Below are 14,732 nucleotides of genomic sequence, written 5' to 3'. Positions count from 1 at the left end.
CGTCGCGTGCCGCGTCGCCATTTCCGTGGACACGTCCGGAGATACAGTGTCGCAATGTCATCCGCAGGCGCCGTGCTGCGCGCGGCCGTGGTCGTGGTTCTCCTCCTGACGAGTTGCGCACAGGCCGTCCCTTCCGTCGCGGCACCGCCGCAGACCTCGGCGCGCGTCGCGGCATCGGCCGACGGTCTGACACTCGACGGCCGACCCTGGTGGCCGTCCGGATTCAATGCCTATCAACTGGCGACGGACTGGTCGGTCAATCAGGGATGTGGGGCGATGGTCGATCTCGACCGATACTTCGCCGCACTGCCGCCACGCTCCGTCACCCGATTCGACGCCTTCCAGGCACTCGCGATCGACCGCACCACGGGCACGCTGAACTTCGCCCCGCTGGACGCTGTCATGGACGCCGCCCGGACACACGGCCAACTGGTCATACCCGTGCTCGCCGCCCAGGACGGCGCGTGCGAGGACGAGCAGTTCAAGGACCGCTACTGGTACGCGGAAGGGTGGCGGGACGTCGCCGACGCCCGCGCTGTGGTCAGCTTCGAGGAGTGGGTGACGCGGGCGGTCGACCGCTGGCGCGGGGACGCGGCGCTCGCGGCCTGGGAGGTGGTCGGCGAACCGGAACCGGGTGTCTGCGGGGAGTCCTGCGACTGGACCGACCGGACGTGCCCCGCCGACGCCGCGTCGGTGCTGCGTCGTTTCGTCGACGACACCGGGGCGCTGATCCGCTCTCTCGACGACTCCACGCCGATCACGGCCGGTCTGACCGGCGGTGGCCAGTGCGGCACTCAGGGCGACGAGTACCGCGACATCGCCGCGTCGCCGTACGTCGACATCGTCCAATATCACGATTACGGTGCGGACGGCGTGCCGCTTCCCGGTGATCGGTGGAACGGGCTCGAACGCCGTCTCGCACAGGCATCGGAGGTGGGAAAACCGCTGCTGATGGGGGAAATCGGTCAGAACGCAGGATCCTGCTCCTCACTGGATCACCGGGCCGAGAACATCGAGACCAAGGTGTCCGGCCAGCGCGCGGCGGGCACCGCCGGATTCCTGCTCTGGGCGTTCGTTCCCGATCCACGACCGGGCGAGTGCACCTTCGACATCGGCTACGACGATCCGCTCTGGTCGACCGTCACACGACTCGGCTCCGGCTGACCCCCGCTCCCCGCGTCGAGGTCATGACTGTCGAGATCCGGGCTCGAGGTTCGAACGACGTGCCACAGGCTAATCTCAGCTCATGCCACGCAGGTTCGATCACACGGTCCCGTCCACGCTCGCCGCGTCCGACGTCCACGCCGCCCTCACCACCGAGCAGTACTGGACCGATCGGCTCGAGGCCGTCGGCGGCCCCAAGGCACAGCTGAACGACGTGACCGTCGCGGGCGACGACGCGGACAGCCGCACGGTGTCGGTGTCGATGACCCAGGCCATCGCGGAGGAGTTCCTGCCCGGCGCCATCACCAGCATCCGCCCGGGCGATCTGATCATCCACCGGACCGAGTCGTGGGGTTCCCTCGACGCGCAGGGCGCCTCGGGCACCTTCGAGGCCAAGGTCGAGGGCGCCCCGGCGTCCATCACGGGCACCCTGGCACTGCGCTCGAAGGGCTCCGCATCGAGCCTGACGGCGACGGGTCAGGCCGAGGTCAAGGTGCCGATCTTCGGCGGCAAGATCGAGCAGGCGGTCATCGAGCAGGTTCTCGCGCTGATCGACGCCGAGCAGGAGTTCACCGACACCTGGGCGCCGGAGCACCTCTGACTCACCGGTAACCTCATCGACCATGGCACGTCGCATGAACTACTCGGCTCGTCTCCCGTTCACCACAGAGCAGGTGTACGGGGCGCTGACGACGCGTGACTACTGGGACGCGGTGATCGAGGAACTGCGCAAGTACTCGGAGAACGAGCTCACGCGCTTCGAGGTCACGGCGGACGGTGTCGACGTGGTCATGCGGCACATCATTCCGCGCGACACGCTGCCCGACGTCGCGCAGGCGGTGATGAAGAAGGACATGGTCATCACCCGCAACATCCATCACGACGCGTACTCGGAGACCACCGCCGGGAAGTACGACGCGTCGATTCCCGCCGGCCCGGGCAGCCTCACCGGTACGACGTCCCTCTTCGCCACCGAGGCCGGCTCCACGTTGCGCACCACGTCCGAGGCAAAGGTGTACATCCCCTTCATCGGCGGAAAGCTCGAACAGTTGATGCTCGTCAACCTCGTCGATCTGTGGCGGGGCGAGGGCGAGGTCACGCACGACTGGCTCACGAAGAACGCCTGACCGGCGGGTAGGCCGGAGGCCGGTCGGGATGAGCGGAACGAACTGCTGGGCACTGTGATCTCCCGGATCGGTCCCGAGGGTGTGGTCACTCGCGGGACGACCAACATCAACCGGTTGCGGCGCAGTGATCGCCGACTGGTGCACGATCCCGACGTCCGAGCGTTGCTCCGCGGCGCGACGCGTCCCCTGGTCGTCGACCTGGGCTACGGCGCCAGTCCGGTCACCACTCTGGAGTTGGCCGCGCGACTGCGCACCGTCCGTGCGGACATCGCCGTCGTCGGGCTGGAGATCGAGCCGTCCCGCGTCGTCCCCGATCGGGACGGTGTCTCCTTCCGCCGCGGCGGCTTCGAACTCGCGGGACTGCGGCCACACCTGGTGCGCGCGTTCAACGTGCTGCGTCAGTATCCCGAGGACGCGGTACCGGGTGCGTGGGCACGCATCACCTCCGCTCTCGCGGACGGCGGCCTCCTCGTCGACGGCACGTGCGACGAACTGGGGCGTCGGGCCACGTGGGTCACCGTGGACGCGTCGGGACCGCGCAGTCTGACCCTCGCCTGGGATCCGTTCACGGTGGAGCGGCCGTCGGACGTCGCGGAGCGGCTGCCGAAGGTCCTGATCCACCGCAACGTCGCGGGCGAGCGCGTGCACGAGGTGCTGCGGGCGGCCGATCGGGCGTGGGACGTGGCGGCGCCGCTGGCACCGTTCGGACCCCGCGTGCGGTGGCGTGCGGCGCTGACAGCCCTGGCGGCGCAAGGACTTCCGGTCACCGTGCCGCGCCGACGACTGCGGGACAACGTGCTCGCGTTACCGTGGTCGGCCGTCGCTCCCGCCGAGGACACGCAGTAGCGCGTCGACCTTGAGGTGCATCTCGTCCACCTCGTCCTGCGGGTCGGACAGCGAGACGACGGCGCCGCCAGTTCCCACCGACGCCCGGCCGTCCGCGAGCACCACGGTCCGGATGACGATGGACAGGTCCGCCGCGCCGGTGAGCGAGAACCAGCCCAGCGCACCGGAGTACACGCCGCGCGGCCCGCCCTCGAGGCGGTCGATGATCTCCATCGTGCGGCGCTTCGGGGCGCCGGTCATCGATCCGCCCGGGAACGCCGCGCGCACACAGTCGACGGCCGAGAGCCCCGGGCGCACCCGACCCTCGACCGTCGAGACCAGTTGGTGCACATGGGTGTGGCTCTCCACGTCGAAGAGCACCGGCACGTGCACCGACCCGGGCACGCACACCTGATTCAGGTCGTTGCGGACCAGATCGACGATCATGATGTTCTCGGCGCGGTCCTTCTCGCTCGTCGCCAGGTCGAGGCGCGCGGCCGCGTCCTCCGCCGGCGTGCGCCCGCGAGCCCGAGTTCCCTTGATGGGCTTGGAGTCCACGACGCCCGACGCCGTGATCCGCAGGAAGCGCTCCGGTGACGCGCTGAGTATCGCCAGCCCGGGGAATCGCAGGAACGCCGCGTACGGGGCGGGACTGGCGCGCCGCACCGCGAGGTAGAGGTCGGCGGCGTCGCCGTCGAACGGCACGCTCATCTCGTTGGTCAGACAGATCTCGTAGCTCTCCCCCATCGTGATCTGCTCCAGGCAGTCCGCGATCGCCGCGCGATACGCGCCGTCGTCGTGCCGGGTGTCGATCACCGACGGCAGCGCGCCGAGGGGGGTGTCGGACACGGCCGGGCGACCGCGCTCCGAACGGGGCAGCGCGGTCACGGCCGCGGCGGTCTCGTCCAACCATCCGAGCGCCGCGGTGTCGTCGCCACCGACGAGTGTGAGGGTGAGCAGATAGGTGCACCGATCGCGGTGGTCGAGCGCGATGAGCCTGTCCGCGAACATCATTCGCGCATCGGCCGTCGGCGAGGCATGCGCCGCCGCTCCGCCCGTCTCGGCCTTGAGCTCGTAGCCGAGGTGACCGACGTACCCGAGGGCGAAGTCGAACGGCACCGCGGGCACCCGGTCGACGGCCCGCGCCGCGATCTGTTCCCCGAGGTGGTCGAGGAACGACGTGACCGTCTCCTCGGTCGTGCCGTCGGCGGTCGTCGTCGTCACGCACGAGGTGGCGACGTCGTACGACACGTCCTCCGCCAGTGGGCCGTCACCGGGTCCGAGGTAGGAGAACCGGGCACTGCCGTCGAGCTCGGCGCTCGAGTCGAGCCAGAACGTGGACCGTCCGCGGAGTGGGCGCGCCACCTCCTCGGGGTCCGGTAGAACGTCGAGACGGCGCACGAGCACCCGGTAGCGGGGGTCACGCACGACCGGGTCACGCGGCGCCACGGTCGGCGCGGAGGTGTGGGTGCTCGGGCGGGCGTCCCGCGCGAGGTCGAGAAAGTTGGCGATCACCTGCAGTCCACGTTCCGTGCCGATCGACTCGGGATGGAACTGCACTCCCCACAGCGGCCGTGACCGATGCCGCAGCGCCATCATCACCCCGTTGTCGGTCCACGCCGTCGCCTCGAGCTCGTCGGGCAGGGCCGTGACGGTGAGGGAGTGATATCGCACCACGCGCAGGGGCGACGGCAGGCCGGCGAAGAGATCGGTGCCGTCGTGCCGCACGTCGGACATCCGGCCGTGCATGGGCTCGGGTGCCAGATCGACGACGCCACCACAGCTGTCCGCGATGCCCTGATGCCCCAGACACACCCCGAGAACCGGCAGACCACCGTCCCGGATCACCCTGCTGCTGACGCCCATGTCGGCCGGGCGACTCGGGCGGCCCGGGCCTGGCGAGACGACGACGGCGTCCACCCGGTCCAGCGGGAGGGAGGACCACGGGACGTCGTTGTGCACGACGATGGGGGCGGTGCCGGACACCTGCTCCAGGTACTGGGCCAGGTTGTGGGTGAACGAGTCGTAGTTGTCGATCAGCAGCGTGCGCATGAGAGGAACATCCTCTCAGCGCAGCGCCGTCTCCACCCGCTCGGCCACCCGGTCACCGCACTCCACAGCCTGCTCGAAGAGATCGTCGACGACCAGTCGTCCGAGCACCAGACCGTCGGCGACCACTTCGTCGAGGGTGAACTGCGAGATGCCGCCCGCCGCGAGATCCAGCACGGTGCGGACCGGCGTGGTCATGCGGAAGGCACCGGAGAGCTCGATGTCCGCGCCCGTCAGGCGTCCCCGATGGATCGCGAGGCGCTGGTCGTGCGCTCGCGCCGTCCCGCTGACCCGGACGTGGACGAACTGCGGGTGCAGGCTGCCCATGCCGTGCAACTCGGCCGCACTCTGGTGGGAGATCACCGCGGTGGCGCCCAGCCACACGCACCACTTCGAGTACTCCTCGAGATCGTGGCTCGGCCAGTCCGACAACCGCAGCAGATCGGTCTCGACCCGCGTCCAGGATCCGTCGGCGACGTGCGCCTCGATCTCGGACGGCAGATACCCGGCATCGAGCGCGTGAGCTGCGGTGAAGTACCCGTCCTGTTCGGCGACCACGCCGTCCAGACGTTCCGCCACATCGTCGCCCGCCATGCTCGAAGAGCCTACGTGGTTGTGTCACGCGTCACAGAGAAATGGCGCTGTCGCCGTGCACCCGATCGGCCGGTCCACAGAGGAACCTCAGAGATGTCGTCCACACTGTCTCTCATGACTCACGACACCGCACCCAGACGACGCTCCCGGGTGCCTCTCATCGCCGGAGTGCTGGTCATCGTCGTCATCGCGGCACTCGTCGGCGGCGAGTTCTATGCCCGCAACCGCGTCGAGAACTGCCTCACGACCCAGTTCGAGAGCGAACTCGGCTCACAGATCGACGTCGGCCTCGGCCTGCAGCCCGTCCTGTTCTCCCTCGCGACCGAGAAGTTCTCGTCCGTCGACATCTCGAGCGACGACACGAAGTTCGGGCCCGCACAGGACATGCAGGTCCAGGCGACCGTGAACGACGTCGACCTCACCTCCACGGACACCACGTCCGGTCAGATCGGCAGCAGTTCGGCCGACGTCACGTGGTCGACCGGCGGCATCCTCGCGACCCTGCAGGAGCAGGGAGTCGGCAGCGTCGTGTCCGGTGTGACCAGCGATCCCGCCGCCGGAACGCTGAAGTTCGCCATCGTCGGTGGACTGGCGGAACTCACCGTGAAGCCCGTGGTGCAGGGCGACACGATCGAGGTCCAGACCACGGACGCGTCGATCCTCGGCATCGGCATTCCCACCGACCTCGCGGACAGCGTCGTCTCGGTGCTCACGGACAGCCTGCAGGCGTACCCGCTCGGCATGACGCCGGACGCCCTCGAGGTGACCGACACCGGGATCCACATGACCCTCAGCGGCGGCCAGTACACGATCCCCGCCGCGCAGGGCGGTCAGCAGCAGGTCACCTGCTAGTCGGCGAAGCCGTCCAACACGCTGCGGGTCCCGGACAGGCCCAGTCGGGTGGCGCCGGCCTCGATCATCGCTCGGGCGGTGTCCGCATCGCGGATCCCGCCCGACGCCTTGACACCCAGGCGGCCACCGACGGTGCGGGCCATCAGACTCACGGCCTCCGTCGACGCTCCACCCGCGGGATGGAACCCCGTGGACGTCTTGACGAAGTTCGCGCCGGCCCGCTCCGCCGCCCGGCAGCACTCGATCACCGCGCGCTCCCCGTCCGCCGACGCGAGCAGCGCCGCCGACTCGATGATCACCTTCAGGACGGCGTTCTCGCCCATCGCCTCCCGGACGGTGATGATGTCCGCCAGGACGGCGTTGAAGTCACCCTCCACCGCGGCGCCGACGTCGATCACCATGTCGACCTCGCGCGCCCCGTGCTGCACCGCCAGACGCGCCTCCGAACCCTTGATCAACGAGTGGTGCTTTCCGGACGGGAACCCCGCCACCGCGGCGACCACCAGGTCACCCGTGTCACGAACCGGGAGCATCGACGGCGACACGCAGACCGCGAGGACGCCCAGATCCTTCGCCTCCGCGACGAGCGCCCGGACGTCGGCGACCGTCGCCTCGGGCTTGAGCAGAGTGTGATCGACCATGCGGGCGACGTCGGTGCGCGTGAGGGTTGTCATGCGCTCCACCTTTCCAGACGGAGGCCGGTCGGGATCGGTCAGGAAGGGACGGGTGTCAGTGAGACAATGGCGCCCATGCCGCCCGAATCTCCACGCTCCGACTCTCGCCGCTACGTCCTCACCCTGGGCTGCCCCGACCGCACGGGCATCGTCGCGCGCATCTCGACCTTCCTGGCCGATCTCGGGGGCTCGATCGTCGAGGCCGCCTATCACGCCGACGCGGACAGTGGCTGGTTCTTCACCCGTCAGGCCGTCGCGGCCTCGTCGATCGACATCGGAGTCGACGAGCTGCGCGCACGGTTCGCGGCGGTCGCCGCGGAGATCGGCCCGGAATCCGAGTGGTCGCTGCACGATTCCGGAGAGCGCAAGAAGGTCGTGCTCCTGGTGAGCAAGGAGGGACACTGCCTCCACGATCTGCTCGGGCGCGCCGCCGGCGGAGAACTGCCGGCGACCATCGAAGCGGTCATCGGCAACCACCCCGATCTCGAATCCGTCACGCGCGCACACGGTGTGCAGTTCCACCATGTTCCGTTCCCCGAGGACCCCAGCGAGCGCGGACCCTCCTTCGACGCGCTCCGCGACCTCGTCGACGGCTACTCCCCCGACGCGGTGGTGCTGGCGCGCTTCATGCAGGTGCTGCCGGAGTCGTTGTGCGAGCACTGGTCCGGGCGCGCGATCAACATCCACCACAGCTTCCTGCCGTCGTTCGTCGGCGCCCGGCCGTATCACCAGGCGTTCGCACGAGGGGTCAAGCTCATCGGCGCGACGTGCCACTTCGTCACCGCCGAGCTCGATGCCGGACCCATCATCGAGCAGGACGTCATCCGCATCGACCATGCGGACGCGGTCGCCGACATGGTCCGTCAGGGCCGGGACATCGAGAAGATGGTGCTCGCGCGCGGACTGCGCTGGCACCTCGAGGACCGTGTGCTGGTGCACGGCCGCAAGACCGTGGTGTTCGACTAGACAGCTGGTCGTATCAGGCAGCTGGGGTTCGACCCACCACGACGGTCTCGTTGTAGACGAACAGCTTTCCCACCGGACGCGGGAACGGGAACGAGGCGGACGTCGTGCGCTCGATGCCGGCGGCAGCGCAGAGGGCGAGCAGGTCGGCGGCGTCCAGCCAGCTCGTGTGCGTCGGGTCGCTGGCGAACCCGACTTCCTGCGGGCACACGATCATGACGACGGAGTCCGGCTGCAGACACGGCAGGTACTCCGTCAGCACCTCACCCTCCGCGCCCGGCGGCAGGTGCTCGAGCAGGTGGGCCATGAGCATGCCGTCGAAGCCCGTGTCGCCGAGGGCGTGGAACTCCTCGGGTGTGTACGCGGTCATGCCCTGCGAGCGGCAGAACTCGACGGACGCGACGTTGTGATCGACACCGACGCTGCCCGCGGGAAGGTTGCGCAGATTCCGGCCGATCCCGCAGCCGACGTCGAGAACGCGCCGCCCGGCGAGATGGCGTCGGATGTTCCACTGATACGGAGCCTGCACGCGCAGAACGCGTTTCCACCGCGCACCCTGCAGCTCGCGCAGCCGCTCGGTGTAGGCGTCCCCTCTGGTGTCGTCGCTCATGCCGGCAGCTCCGCGAGCCGGACCAGCTCGGCGTCGAACTCCGCGATCGATTCCACCGAGCTCATGTGTCCGACACCGTCGAGTTCGAGGAACCGGCCCAGCACTCCGGCGCGGGAGAGTCGATCGGCGAGCTTGCGGGCGTGCACCGGCGGCGTCAGGCGGTCGCGAGTACCGACGATCACCGACGTCGGGACGTCGATGTTCTCCAGCGCGTCGTGAATGTCCAACGCGGACAGCGCCGATCCCCACATGCCCCGCGTTCGAGGGGAGCACTCGCGCACGATGCGTTCGCAGAACGCCACCTGCGCCGGAGTGGACTCGGCGCCCATCGTCACGTACTTCAGAGCACGAGCGGAGAACGGACTCGACGGGATGGGCAGTGCCGATCCGAGCACGCTCGACGCCACCCGCGCCGGCACCTGCGCGACACCGGGTGGCAACGGGATGACGGTGGTCTCGCGGACCAGACTGTCGGTGGCCGTGTTGGCCAGCAGTATCGCCTTCACGTAGTGGCGCACCTGCGCGGGATACTGTGCCGCCCAACTCATCACGGACATGCCGCCCATGCTGTGTCCGGCGACGACGGCCTTGGCGTCCGAGTCGACCGTCGCGTCGAGCACCGCGGCGAGATCGTCCCCCAGGACGTCGGCACCGAGCGGCCGGGTCCCCACCTCACTGGCTCCGTGCCCGCGCTGGTCGTACACGACGACGCGGTACCGTCCGGCGAGGTCGTTGATCTGCGGCGCCCAGAAGTCGGCGGAGCAGGTCCATCCGTGACTGAGGACGATCGGGGCGGCGTCCGGGTCGCCGTACTCGCGCACGTGCAGCGCGGCACCGTCCTCGGCGACGACCGTGCGCACCCGTGGGGTGAGCTCCGGACGCGCCAGCAGTACATCGGTGTCCGCCATCCGCGCCGAGGGCGGTGACGCCCGTCGAGTCGCCCGGATCGAGGCTGCACCGGCCACCGCGACCGCGGCCACGGCAGCGGTCACCACTGCACCACGAGTGTTCATCGGTCTCCTGTCCTGCTGCTCGAGCTGGTGCTCGCGCCGTTGCCGTCACTGTCGTCGGTGTCCGCCGTGGCGGCGTCGCCGCTGTCCTCCGTGGCGGCGTCGCCGCTGAGCGCCTTCTCCATCGCGTGCACGATCTCGGCGTCCATGGTCTCGGAGAAGAGCGCCTGCACGGCACGGCTGGCCAGCGGACGCAGGGTGGTGATGAGGTCCGCCATGGCCGAGAGCTCGCTGGGGTCGAGCGTGAACGGATCGGCGCCGCCCGGAACGAACCTGTCGACGACCAGACGCACGAACTGCTGGGACACGCTCGTCAGGTCCTGGTGGACGCGCTCGGTGCGGGACAGGATGTCCGGCAGCGCGAGACCCGCGTCGAACAGCACCTTGGCCGCGCGGACCAGGGCGGGGTTCTCGATGCGGTAGCCGTCCCCGTCGCGGGAGAAGACGTCGAGCGCTTCCGCACGCGTCAGATCGTCGTCGCTGATCCGTCCGTCGAACATGGTGTCGATCTCGTCGCGGGTCAGCCGCGCCGGGTGGTCGACGTTGGCGGCGCCGTCGGGATCCTCGGTGCCCAGGACGTCCTCGACGCGGAGTCCGTACTGCGCCGCGGTGAGGAGTTCGCTGATGGTGACGAAGGTGTAGCCACGGTCGAGCATGCGCGAGATCATCTGCAGCCGAGCGAGGTGCGACTCGTCGTACCAGCCCGTCCGACCCACCTTGCGCGGGGGCGGCAGCAGACCGCGGTCCTGATAGACGCGCACGTTGCGGACGCTCACGCCGGCTTCCCTGGCGAGGTCGTCGATCCGGTACTCGGTCAGGCCGACTCGGCGGAGATCCCGGGGATCACGCGAGCGAGCATCGTCGAGTGGGGAGTCCGGCACCCTCAGACCTTAACCCTGCCGCCCTCCCGCACCAGTACCTATTGATTTTCGATAGATCCTGACTGATACTCGATGTATGATCACGGAAAGACGCGTCGTCGCGACACTCAGGGTGTTCCTCGCCGGCCTGTTCGCCCTGCTCGTCCTGTTCCAGGTCATGTCGCTGCCGGGACAGTTCGCGCACATGGCCCGCGAGAACCCGGAATCCGCGTACCTCCGATGGCCCCTCACCGCGCTCACCATCTTCTGGGTGGTGTGCGTGCAGATCGTCGTCATCGCCACCTGGAAGCTGCTCACTCTCGTCCGCCGGGATCGCATCTTCTCCGGTGCCGCGTTCGTGTGGGTCGACGCGATCGTCCGCGCGATCGTGGCCGCCGGTGTGTCGCTCGGTGTCGTGTTCCTCGTCGTCGGGTTCCGCGCGGACGATCCGGGGCCCGTGCTCCTGCTGTTCCTGCTCTGCATGATCGTCGGCGTCGCCGCACTGCTGATGATGGTCATGCGTGCCCTGCTGCGGAAGGCGAGCGACCTGCGCGCCGACCTCGAGGGCGTCATCTGATGCCCATCGTCGTCCGCATCGACGTGGAGCTGGCCAAGCGCAAGATGAGCGTCGGCGAGTTCGCCGAGCGCGTCGGACTGACCCCCGCCAACGTCGCCGTACTCAAGAACGGGCGGGCCCGCGCGGTGCGGTTCAGCACCCTGGAGACCATGTGCCGGGTGCTGGAGTGCCAGCCGGGTGACCTGCTCGAATGGGTGGACGACGAGACATGATGCGGGTGCCCTAACTTATCGGTACGGCCCGGCGAACATGATCGCGCCGGGTGCCCTACACTTCCGTCATGGTCGACCGCATCGGAACTCGTCTACCCACATCCGGAGGCATCACTCCCGGCCGGCTGTTCACGCTGCTCGGCCCCGCGTTCGTCGCCGCCATCGCCTACGTCGACCCGGGCAACGTCGCCGCGAATCTCACCGCGGGCGCGCGCTACGGCTACCTCCTCGTGTGGGTACTCGTGGCCGCCAATGCGATGGCGGTACTGATCCAGTACCTCTCGGCCAAGCTGGGCCTGGTCTCCGGACGATCACTGCCGGAGATGCTCGGCGACCGCATGCGTCCCTGGCCCCGCCGGGCGTTCTGGGTGCAGGCCGAGGCCGTGGCGATCGCGACGGACCTCGCCGAGGTGATCGGCGGCGCCATCGCGCTCAACCTCCTGTTCGGCGTTCCGCTCTTCGTCGGCGGTCTCATCACCGGCGTCGTGTCGATGGTGATCCTGGCCGTCCAGTCACGGCGGGGTCAGCGCACCTTCGAGTTCGTCGTCATCGGCATGCTCGCCATCATCACGATCGGCTTCCTCACCGGCCTGCTGTTCACCGACATCGACGCGGGCGGTGTCGCCGGCGGTCTCGTACCGGGTTTCGACGGCTCCGGATCGGTCCTGCTCGCGGCCAGCATGCTGGGCGCGACGGTCATGCCGCACGCCATCTACCTGCACTCCGCGCTCGCCCGCGACCGCCACGGCGTCGAGAAGGACTCCGGCAAGCTCGACCGCCTGCTGCGCGCGACCAAGTGGGACGTCACGTTCGCGCTCATCATCGCCGGCAGCGTCAACATCGGCATGCTGCTGCTCGCCGCATCGGCGTTCCGCGGCGAGGAGGGCACCGACACCATCGACGGCGCGCACGCGGCCATCGAGAACAATCTCGGGCCCGCGGTCGCCGCGATCTTCGCCGTCGGCCTGCTCGCCTCGGGTCTCGCGTCGACCTCGGTGGGCTGCGCCGCCGGTGCCGAGATCATGAAGGGACTGCTGCAGAAGCGGATCCCGATCCAGGTGCGCCGCGTCGTCACGTTGATTCCCGCGCTGGTGGTCCTGGGTATCGGCGTCGATCCGACGCTGGCGCTGGTGCTGAGTCAGGTGGTGCTGAGCCTGTGCATTCCGTTCGCGCTGATCCCGCTGGTGCGCATGACCTCCAGCAGCGCGGTGATGGGCGCCCGCATCAACTCACGGACCACCGTGGTCCTCGCCGTCGTCACCACCGGCCTGATCGTGGCGCTCAACGCGGCACTGCTCTGGCTCACGGTCACCGGCCAGGGTTAGCTACCAGCGCGGTCCGCGCTGGATGTCGTCGACCTTGGGCCGCACGTCCACGAGGTACACACCGATGGCGACGACGGCGATGATGCCGACGAAGCCCACCACCGGGAAAACGAGCAGGATCAGCAGCGCGACCGCGAGAATGGCCACCCACCCCGGCTTGTTCAGCTTGTCCGCGGCGGTGAAGGCGTCGGGGCGCTGGCGGATGGCGTGGAAGAGCGCGAACGCCACACCCACCAGAGCGATGAGTTGCAGGATGTTCATGATCGCGCTGGTCGCGCTGTACGCCATGGGCATGCGGTCATCCTAAACGACACCGACCCCCGCGCTTCGTCAGCGCGGGGGTCGGAATTGTCGCGATCGACTAGCTGGTCGACTTCTTGGCCGGAGCCTTCTTGGCCGGGGTGGCCTTCTTGGCGGGGGCGGGAGTCGAGGCCTTGGCCGGGGTGGCCTTGGCGGGAGCCGACTTCGTGGCCGGGGTCTTCTTGATGGGCGAGCCCGCGTTGTTGCGCGTCTTGCCCTCGACCGTGCCGGCTGCACCCGAGGCGCGATCCGACGCCTTCTGGCCTGCGGTCTTCGCCTTCTGGCCGAGCTCGTCGATCTTCTCGCTCAGCTCGTCGGCAGCCTCGTCGACATTGTCGACGGCGTCCTCGGCGCCTTCCTTGATCGCGTCGGTGGCCTCGTCGGCACCTTCCTGCACACGATCGGACGCGCGGCCCGCGAGGGCTGCGGCGCGCTCACCGACGGCGCGGGTCTGCGAGGCGACGGTGCCGAGGGTCTGCTCGGTGAGGTCGACAGCGTCGTTGGCGACGGCGTTGGCGCGCTCGAGACCGTCCTCGACCGCCGGGTTCTTGCGGATGCGCTCGACCGTCTCCTCGCCGCGCTCGGCGAGTGCGGTGTAGAGGTCCGACGCCACCTTGAGGTAGGCCTCGGCGACCTTGCGGAGCTCCTCGGGGGTGAAACGCTCGCGGAGATCGGCGATCTCGTCCGGCAGCTCCTGCGGCAGCGCGTTCAGGCGTCCGCGGAGCGTCTCGACGCTCTCGGTGACGTCTTCCTGCAGGTCGGCGAGGCGGGCGCGGGCGGTGTCGACGCGGTCGTTGACGTCGGCCTGAGTGCTCTCGGCGCGGTGGCGGACCTGGGCGACGACGTCGGCCACGGCCTGGACCACGGCGTCACCGGCGCCGACGGCGGCGAACAGCGGGGTCTTGACGGTGTCGAACTTCGGGTCGGTCATGTGTGATCTCCTGATGTCGTTTCGTGGTTGATCTCTGATCGCAGCGTGGGGGTGCCGGTCTCGTTCTCGCGGCGGAACGAGTAGTAGATCTCGAGGAGCACCTGCTTCTGACGCTCCGTGATGGAGTCGTCACCGTGCACCGCGTCGATGATGGGACTGTGCGGCCGTTCCTCGAGCAGACCGGCTTGCACGTACAGGACCTCCGAGGACACACGAAGACCCTTGGCGATCTGACTCAGAACCTCTGCCGACGGCTTGCGCAGGCCCCGCTCGATCTGGCTGAGGTAGGGATTGCTGACGCCGGCGGAGAGTGCGAGTTGCCGCAGGGACACCTGGGCCGACTCTCGCTGTGCCCGAATGAAACTCCCGATGTCCTGTGTCGCCGTGCTGACGACGCGGGCGGCGAGATCTCCGGCTGCCGACACCACTGTGGTGTCGTCGCCTTCCTTCTCCTCGGATGCCATCTCGAACACTCCTGACTCATGTCGAATGCGCCTCGCCAACGACGATAACCAAGGGTGCTAGCAATTGCAAGCACTGTGCTAGCACCCACACCCGAGGGCACGCGGTGGTGGTGTCGACCAGCCACACACCCTGCTCGGCGCTGCGCACCCCGACCAGTCGGCGGACAGGGGTGGGCACCTCACGCACCCCGTGCA

At 68.9% G+C, this 14,732-nt stretch carries 18 protein-coding genes; 9 read left to right on the top strand and 9 right to left on the bottom strand.

Annotation, left to right across the window (positions count from 1 at the left end):
- Positions 1 to 54: 54 nt before the first annotated feature.
- The 4 genes from HQ312_RS05835 (at position 55) to HQ312_RS05820 (ending at position 3,137) form a co-directional block, all read left to right on the top strand.
- Positions 55 to 1,164: a beta-mannosidase gene (locus tag HQ312_RS05835; protein WP_261775935.1), complete on the top strand. Its 1,110-nt coding sequence runs from the start codon at positions 55 to 57 to the stop codon at positions 1,162 to 1,164.
- 82 nt (positions 1,165 to 1,246) lie between these two features.
- Positions 1,247 to 1,765, top strand: a complete 519-nt coding sequence (locus tag HQ312_RS05830; RefSeq protein ID WP_056441577.1) for a DUF2505 domain-containing protein — start codon at positions 1,247 to 1,249, stop codon at positions 1,763 to 1,765.
- Positions 1,766 to 1,787: 22 nt separating this feature from the next.
- Positions 1,788 to 2,291, top strand: a complete 504-nt coding sequence (locus HQ312_RS05825; RefSeq protein WP_027506337.1) for a DUF2505 domain-containing protein — start codon at positions 1,788 to 1,790, stop codon at positions 2,289 to 2,291.
- A gap of 54 nt (positions 2,292 to 2,345) precedes the next feature.
- Positions 2,346 to 3,137 carry a class I SAM-dependent methyltransferase gene (locus HQ312_RS05820; protein WP_374198276.1) on the top strand — a complete coding sequence of 264 codons (792 nt, stop codon included), beginning with the start codon at positions 2,346 to 2,348 and terminating at the stop codon, positions 3,135 to 3,137.
- Here HQ312_RS05820 and pabB read toward each other — a convergent pair.
- Entirely contained in the window at positions 3,096 to 5,168 is a 2,073-nt protein-coding gene (gene pabB / locus HQ312_RS05815; RefSeq protein WP_222638059.1) for an aminodeoxychorismate synthase component I, read from the bottom strand. The two genes, HQ312_RS05820 and pabB, sit on opposite strands and share 42 nt — an antisense overlap.
- A gap of 15 nt (positions 5,169 to 5,183) precedes the next feature.
- Entirely contained in the window at positions 5,184 to 5,759 is a 576-nt protein-coding gene (locus HQ312_RS05810; protein WP_222631959.1) for a hypothetical protein, read from the bottom strand.
- 114 nt (positions 5,760 to 5,873) lie between these two features.
- On the opposite strand from HQ312_RS05810, the gene HQ312_RS05805 reads away from it, so the two are divergent.
- A complete protein-coding gene (locus HQ312_RS05805; RefSeq protein WP_027506333.1) occupies positions 5,874 to 6,611 on the top strand; it encodes a DUF2993 domain-containing protein in 738 nt (245 codons plus the stop codon).
- On the opposite strand, the gene deoC is transcribed toward HQ312_RS05805, so the two are convergent.
- Complete coding sequence (deoC, locus tag HQ312_RS05800) at positions 6,608 to 7,285, bottom strand: deoxyribose-phosphate aldolase (protein WP_037186135.1); 678 nt, start codon at positions 7,283 to 7,285, stop codon at positions 6,608 to 6,610. The two genes, HQ312_RS05805 and deoC, sit on opposite strands and share 4 nt — an antisense overlap.
- Positions 7,286 to 7,360: 75 nt before the next feature.
- Here deoC and purU point away from each other — a divergent pair, with 75 nt between their 5' ends.
- Positions 7,361 to 8,251, top strand: a complete 891-nt coding sequence (gene purU, locus HQ312_RS05795; RefSeq protein WP_027506331.1) for a formyltetrahydrofolate deformylase — start codon at positions 7,361 to 7,363, stop codon at positions 8,249 to 8,251.
- 13 nt (positions 8,252 to 8,264) lie between these two features.
- Here purU and HQ312_RS05790 read toward each other — a convergent pair whose 3' ends face one another.
- Genes HQ312_RS05790 through HQ312_RS05780 form a run of 3 tightly spaced genes read right to left on the bottom strand, consistent with a single transcriptional unit; the run spans position 8,265 to position 10,749 of the window.
- Positions 8,265 to 8,858, bottom strand: a complete 594-nt coding sequence (locus tag HQ312_RS05790; RefSeq protein ID WP_204869089.1) for a bifunctional 2-polyprenyl-6-hydroxyphenol methylase/3-demethylubiquinol 3-O-methyltransferase UbiG — start codon at positions 8,856 to 8,858, stop codon at positions 8,265 to 8,267.
- Positions 8,855 to 9,871 (bottom strand): alpha/beta fold hydrolase, encoded by a 1,017-nt coding sequence (locus tag HQ312_RS05785; RefSeq protein ID WP_261782045.1) that lies wholly within the window; start codon positions 9,869 to 9,871, stop codon positions 8,855 to 8,857. Before HQ312_RS05785 ends, HQ312_RS05790 begins: the two co-directional genes overlap by 4 nt.
- Positions 9,868 to 10,749 carry a MerR family transcriptional regulator gene (locus HQ312_RS05780; protein ID WP_231476397.1) on the bottom strand — a complete coding sequence of 294 codons (882 nt, stop codon included), beginning with the start codon at positions 10,747 to 10,749 and terminating at the stop codon, positions 9,868 to 9,870. The genes HQ312_RS05785 and HQ312_RS05780 overlap by 4 nt, the downstream gene beginning before the upstream one ends.
- 76 nt (positions 10,750 to 10,825) lie before the next feature.
- Between HQ312_RS05780 and HQ312_RS05775 the strand changes: the two genes are divergently transcribed.
- From HQ312_RS05775 to HQ312_RS05765, 3 genes are all read left to right on the top strand, one after another.
- Complete coding sequence (locus HQ312_RS05775; protein WP_027506328.1) at positions 10,826 to 11,305, top strand: DUF2975 domain-containing protein; 480 nt, start codon at positions 10,826 to 10,828, stop codon at positions 11,303 to 11,305.
- Positions 11,305 to 11,517, top strand: coding sequence for a helix-turn-helix transcriptional regulator (locus tag HQ312_RS05770; RefSeq protein ID WP_027506327.1), 213 nt, complete (start codon positions 11,305 to 11,307; stop codon positions 11,515 to 11,517). The genes HQ312_RS05775 and HQ312_RS05770 overlap by 1 nt, the downstream gene beginning before the upstream one ends.
- Before the next feature lie 68 nt (positions 11,518 to 11,585).
- Positions 11,586 to 12,842 carry an Nramp family divalent metal transporter gene (locus HQ312_RS05765; protein WP_222638058.1) on the top strand — a complete coding sequence of 419 codons (1,257 nt, stop codon included), beginning with the start codon at positions 11,586 to 11,588 and terminating at the stop codon, positions 12,840 to 12,842.
- Here HQ312_RS05765 and HQ312_RS05760 read toward each other — a convergent pair whose 3' ends face one another.
- The 3 genes from HQ312_RS05760 to HQ312_RS05750 form a co-directional block, all read right to left on the bottom strand.
- Positions 12,843 to 13,136 (bottom strand): DUF2516 family protein, encoded by a 294-nt coding sequence (locus HQ312_RS05760; RefSeq protein WP_027506325.1) that lies wholly within the window; start codon positions 13,134 to 13,136, stop codon positions 12,843 to 12,845.
- Positions 13,137 to 13,203: 67 nt separating this feature from the next.
- The gene (locus tag HQ312_RS05755; protein ID WP_056441562.1) at positions 13,204 to 14,073 is read right to left on the bottom strand and encodes a heparin-binding hemagglutinin; all 870 of its coding nucleotides are present in this window, start codon (positions 14,071 to 14,073) and stop codon (positions 13,204 to 13,206) included.
- Complete coding sequence (locus HQ312_RS05750; protein ID WP_037186255.1) at positions 14,070 to 14,537, bottom strand: helix-turn-helix domain-containing protein; 468 nt, start codon at positions 14,535 to 14,537, stop codon at positions 14,070 to 14,072. Before HQ312_RS05750 ends, HQ312_RS05755 begins: the two co-directional genes overlap by 4 nt.
- Positions 14,538 to 14,732 lie beyond the last annotated feature (195 nt).

This window comes from Rhodococcus sp. BP-316 (assembly GCF_019836105.1).
Taxonomy (GTDB): domain Bacteria; phylum Actinomycetota; class Actinomycetes; order Mycobacteriales; family Mycobacteriaceae; genus Rhodococcoides.
This window is presented reverse-complemented; position numbering and strand designations above follow the sequence as displayed.

Coding starts and splice junctions, on each gene's coding strand:
- HQ312_RS05825 (WP_027506337.1), top strand. CDS start 1,788: ATGGCACGTCGCATGAACTACTCGGCTCGTCTCCCGTTCACCACAGAG.
- deoC (WP_037186135.1), bottom strand. CDS start 7,285: ATGACAACCCTCACGCGCACCGACGTCGCCCGCATGGTCGATCACACT.
- HQ312_RS05750 (WP_037186255.1), bottom strand. CDS start 14,537: ATGGCATCCGAGGAGAAGGAAGGCGACGACACCACAGTGGTGTCGGCA.
- HQ312_RS05760 (WP_027506325.1), bottom strand. CDS start 13,136: ATGCCCATGGCGTACAGCGCGACCAGCGCGATCATGAACATCCTGCAA.
- HQ312_RS05785 (WP_261782045.1), bottom strand. CDS start 9,871: ATGAACACTCGTGGTGCAGTGGTGACCGCTGCCGTGGCCGCGGTCGCG.
- purU (WP_027506331.1), top strand. CDS start 7,361: ATGCCGCCCGAATCTCCACGCTCCGACTCTCGCCGCTACGTCCTCACC.
- pabB (WP_222638059.1), bottom strand. CDS start 5,168: ATGCGCACGCTGCTGATCGACAACTACGACTCGTTCACCCACAACCTG.
- HQ312_RS05790 (WP_204869089.1), bottom strand. CDS start 8,858: ATGAGCGACGACACCAGAGGGGACGCCTACACCGAGCGGCTGCGCGAG.
- HQ312_RS05805 (WP_027506333.1), top strand. CDS start 5,874: ATGACTCACGACACCGCACCCAGACGACGCTCCCGGGTGCCTCTCATC.
- HQ312_RS05810 (WP_222631959.1), bottom strand. CDS start 5,759: ATGGCGGGCGACGATGTGGCGGAACGTCTGGACGGCGTGGTCGCCGAA.
- HQ312_RS05765 (WP_222638058.1), top strand. CDS start 11,586: ATGGTCGACCGCATCGGAACTCGTCTACCCACATCCGGAGGCATCACT.
- HQ312_RS05775 (WP_027506328.1), top strand. CDS start 10,826: ATGATCACGGAAAGACGCGTCGTCGCGACACTCAGGGTGTTCCTCGCC.
- HQ312_RS05830 (WP_056441577.1), top strand. CDS start 1,247: ATGCCACGCAGGTTCGATCACACGGTCCCGTCCACGCTCGCCGCGTCC.
- HQ312_RS05770 (WP_027506327.1), top strand. CDS start 11,305: ATGCCCATCGTCGTCCGCATCGACGTGGAGCTGGCCAAGCGCAAGATG.
- HQ312_RS05835 (WP_261775935.1), top strand. CDS start 55: ATGTCATCCGCAGGCGCCGTGCTGCGCGCGGCCGTGGTCGTGGTTCTC.
- HQ312_RS05755 (WP_056441562.1), bottom strand. CDS start 14,073: ATGACCGACCCGAAGTTCGACACCGTCAAGACCCCGCTGTTCGCCGCC.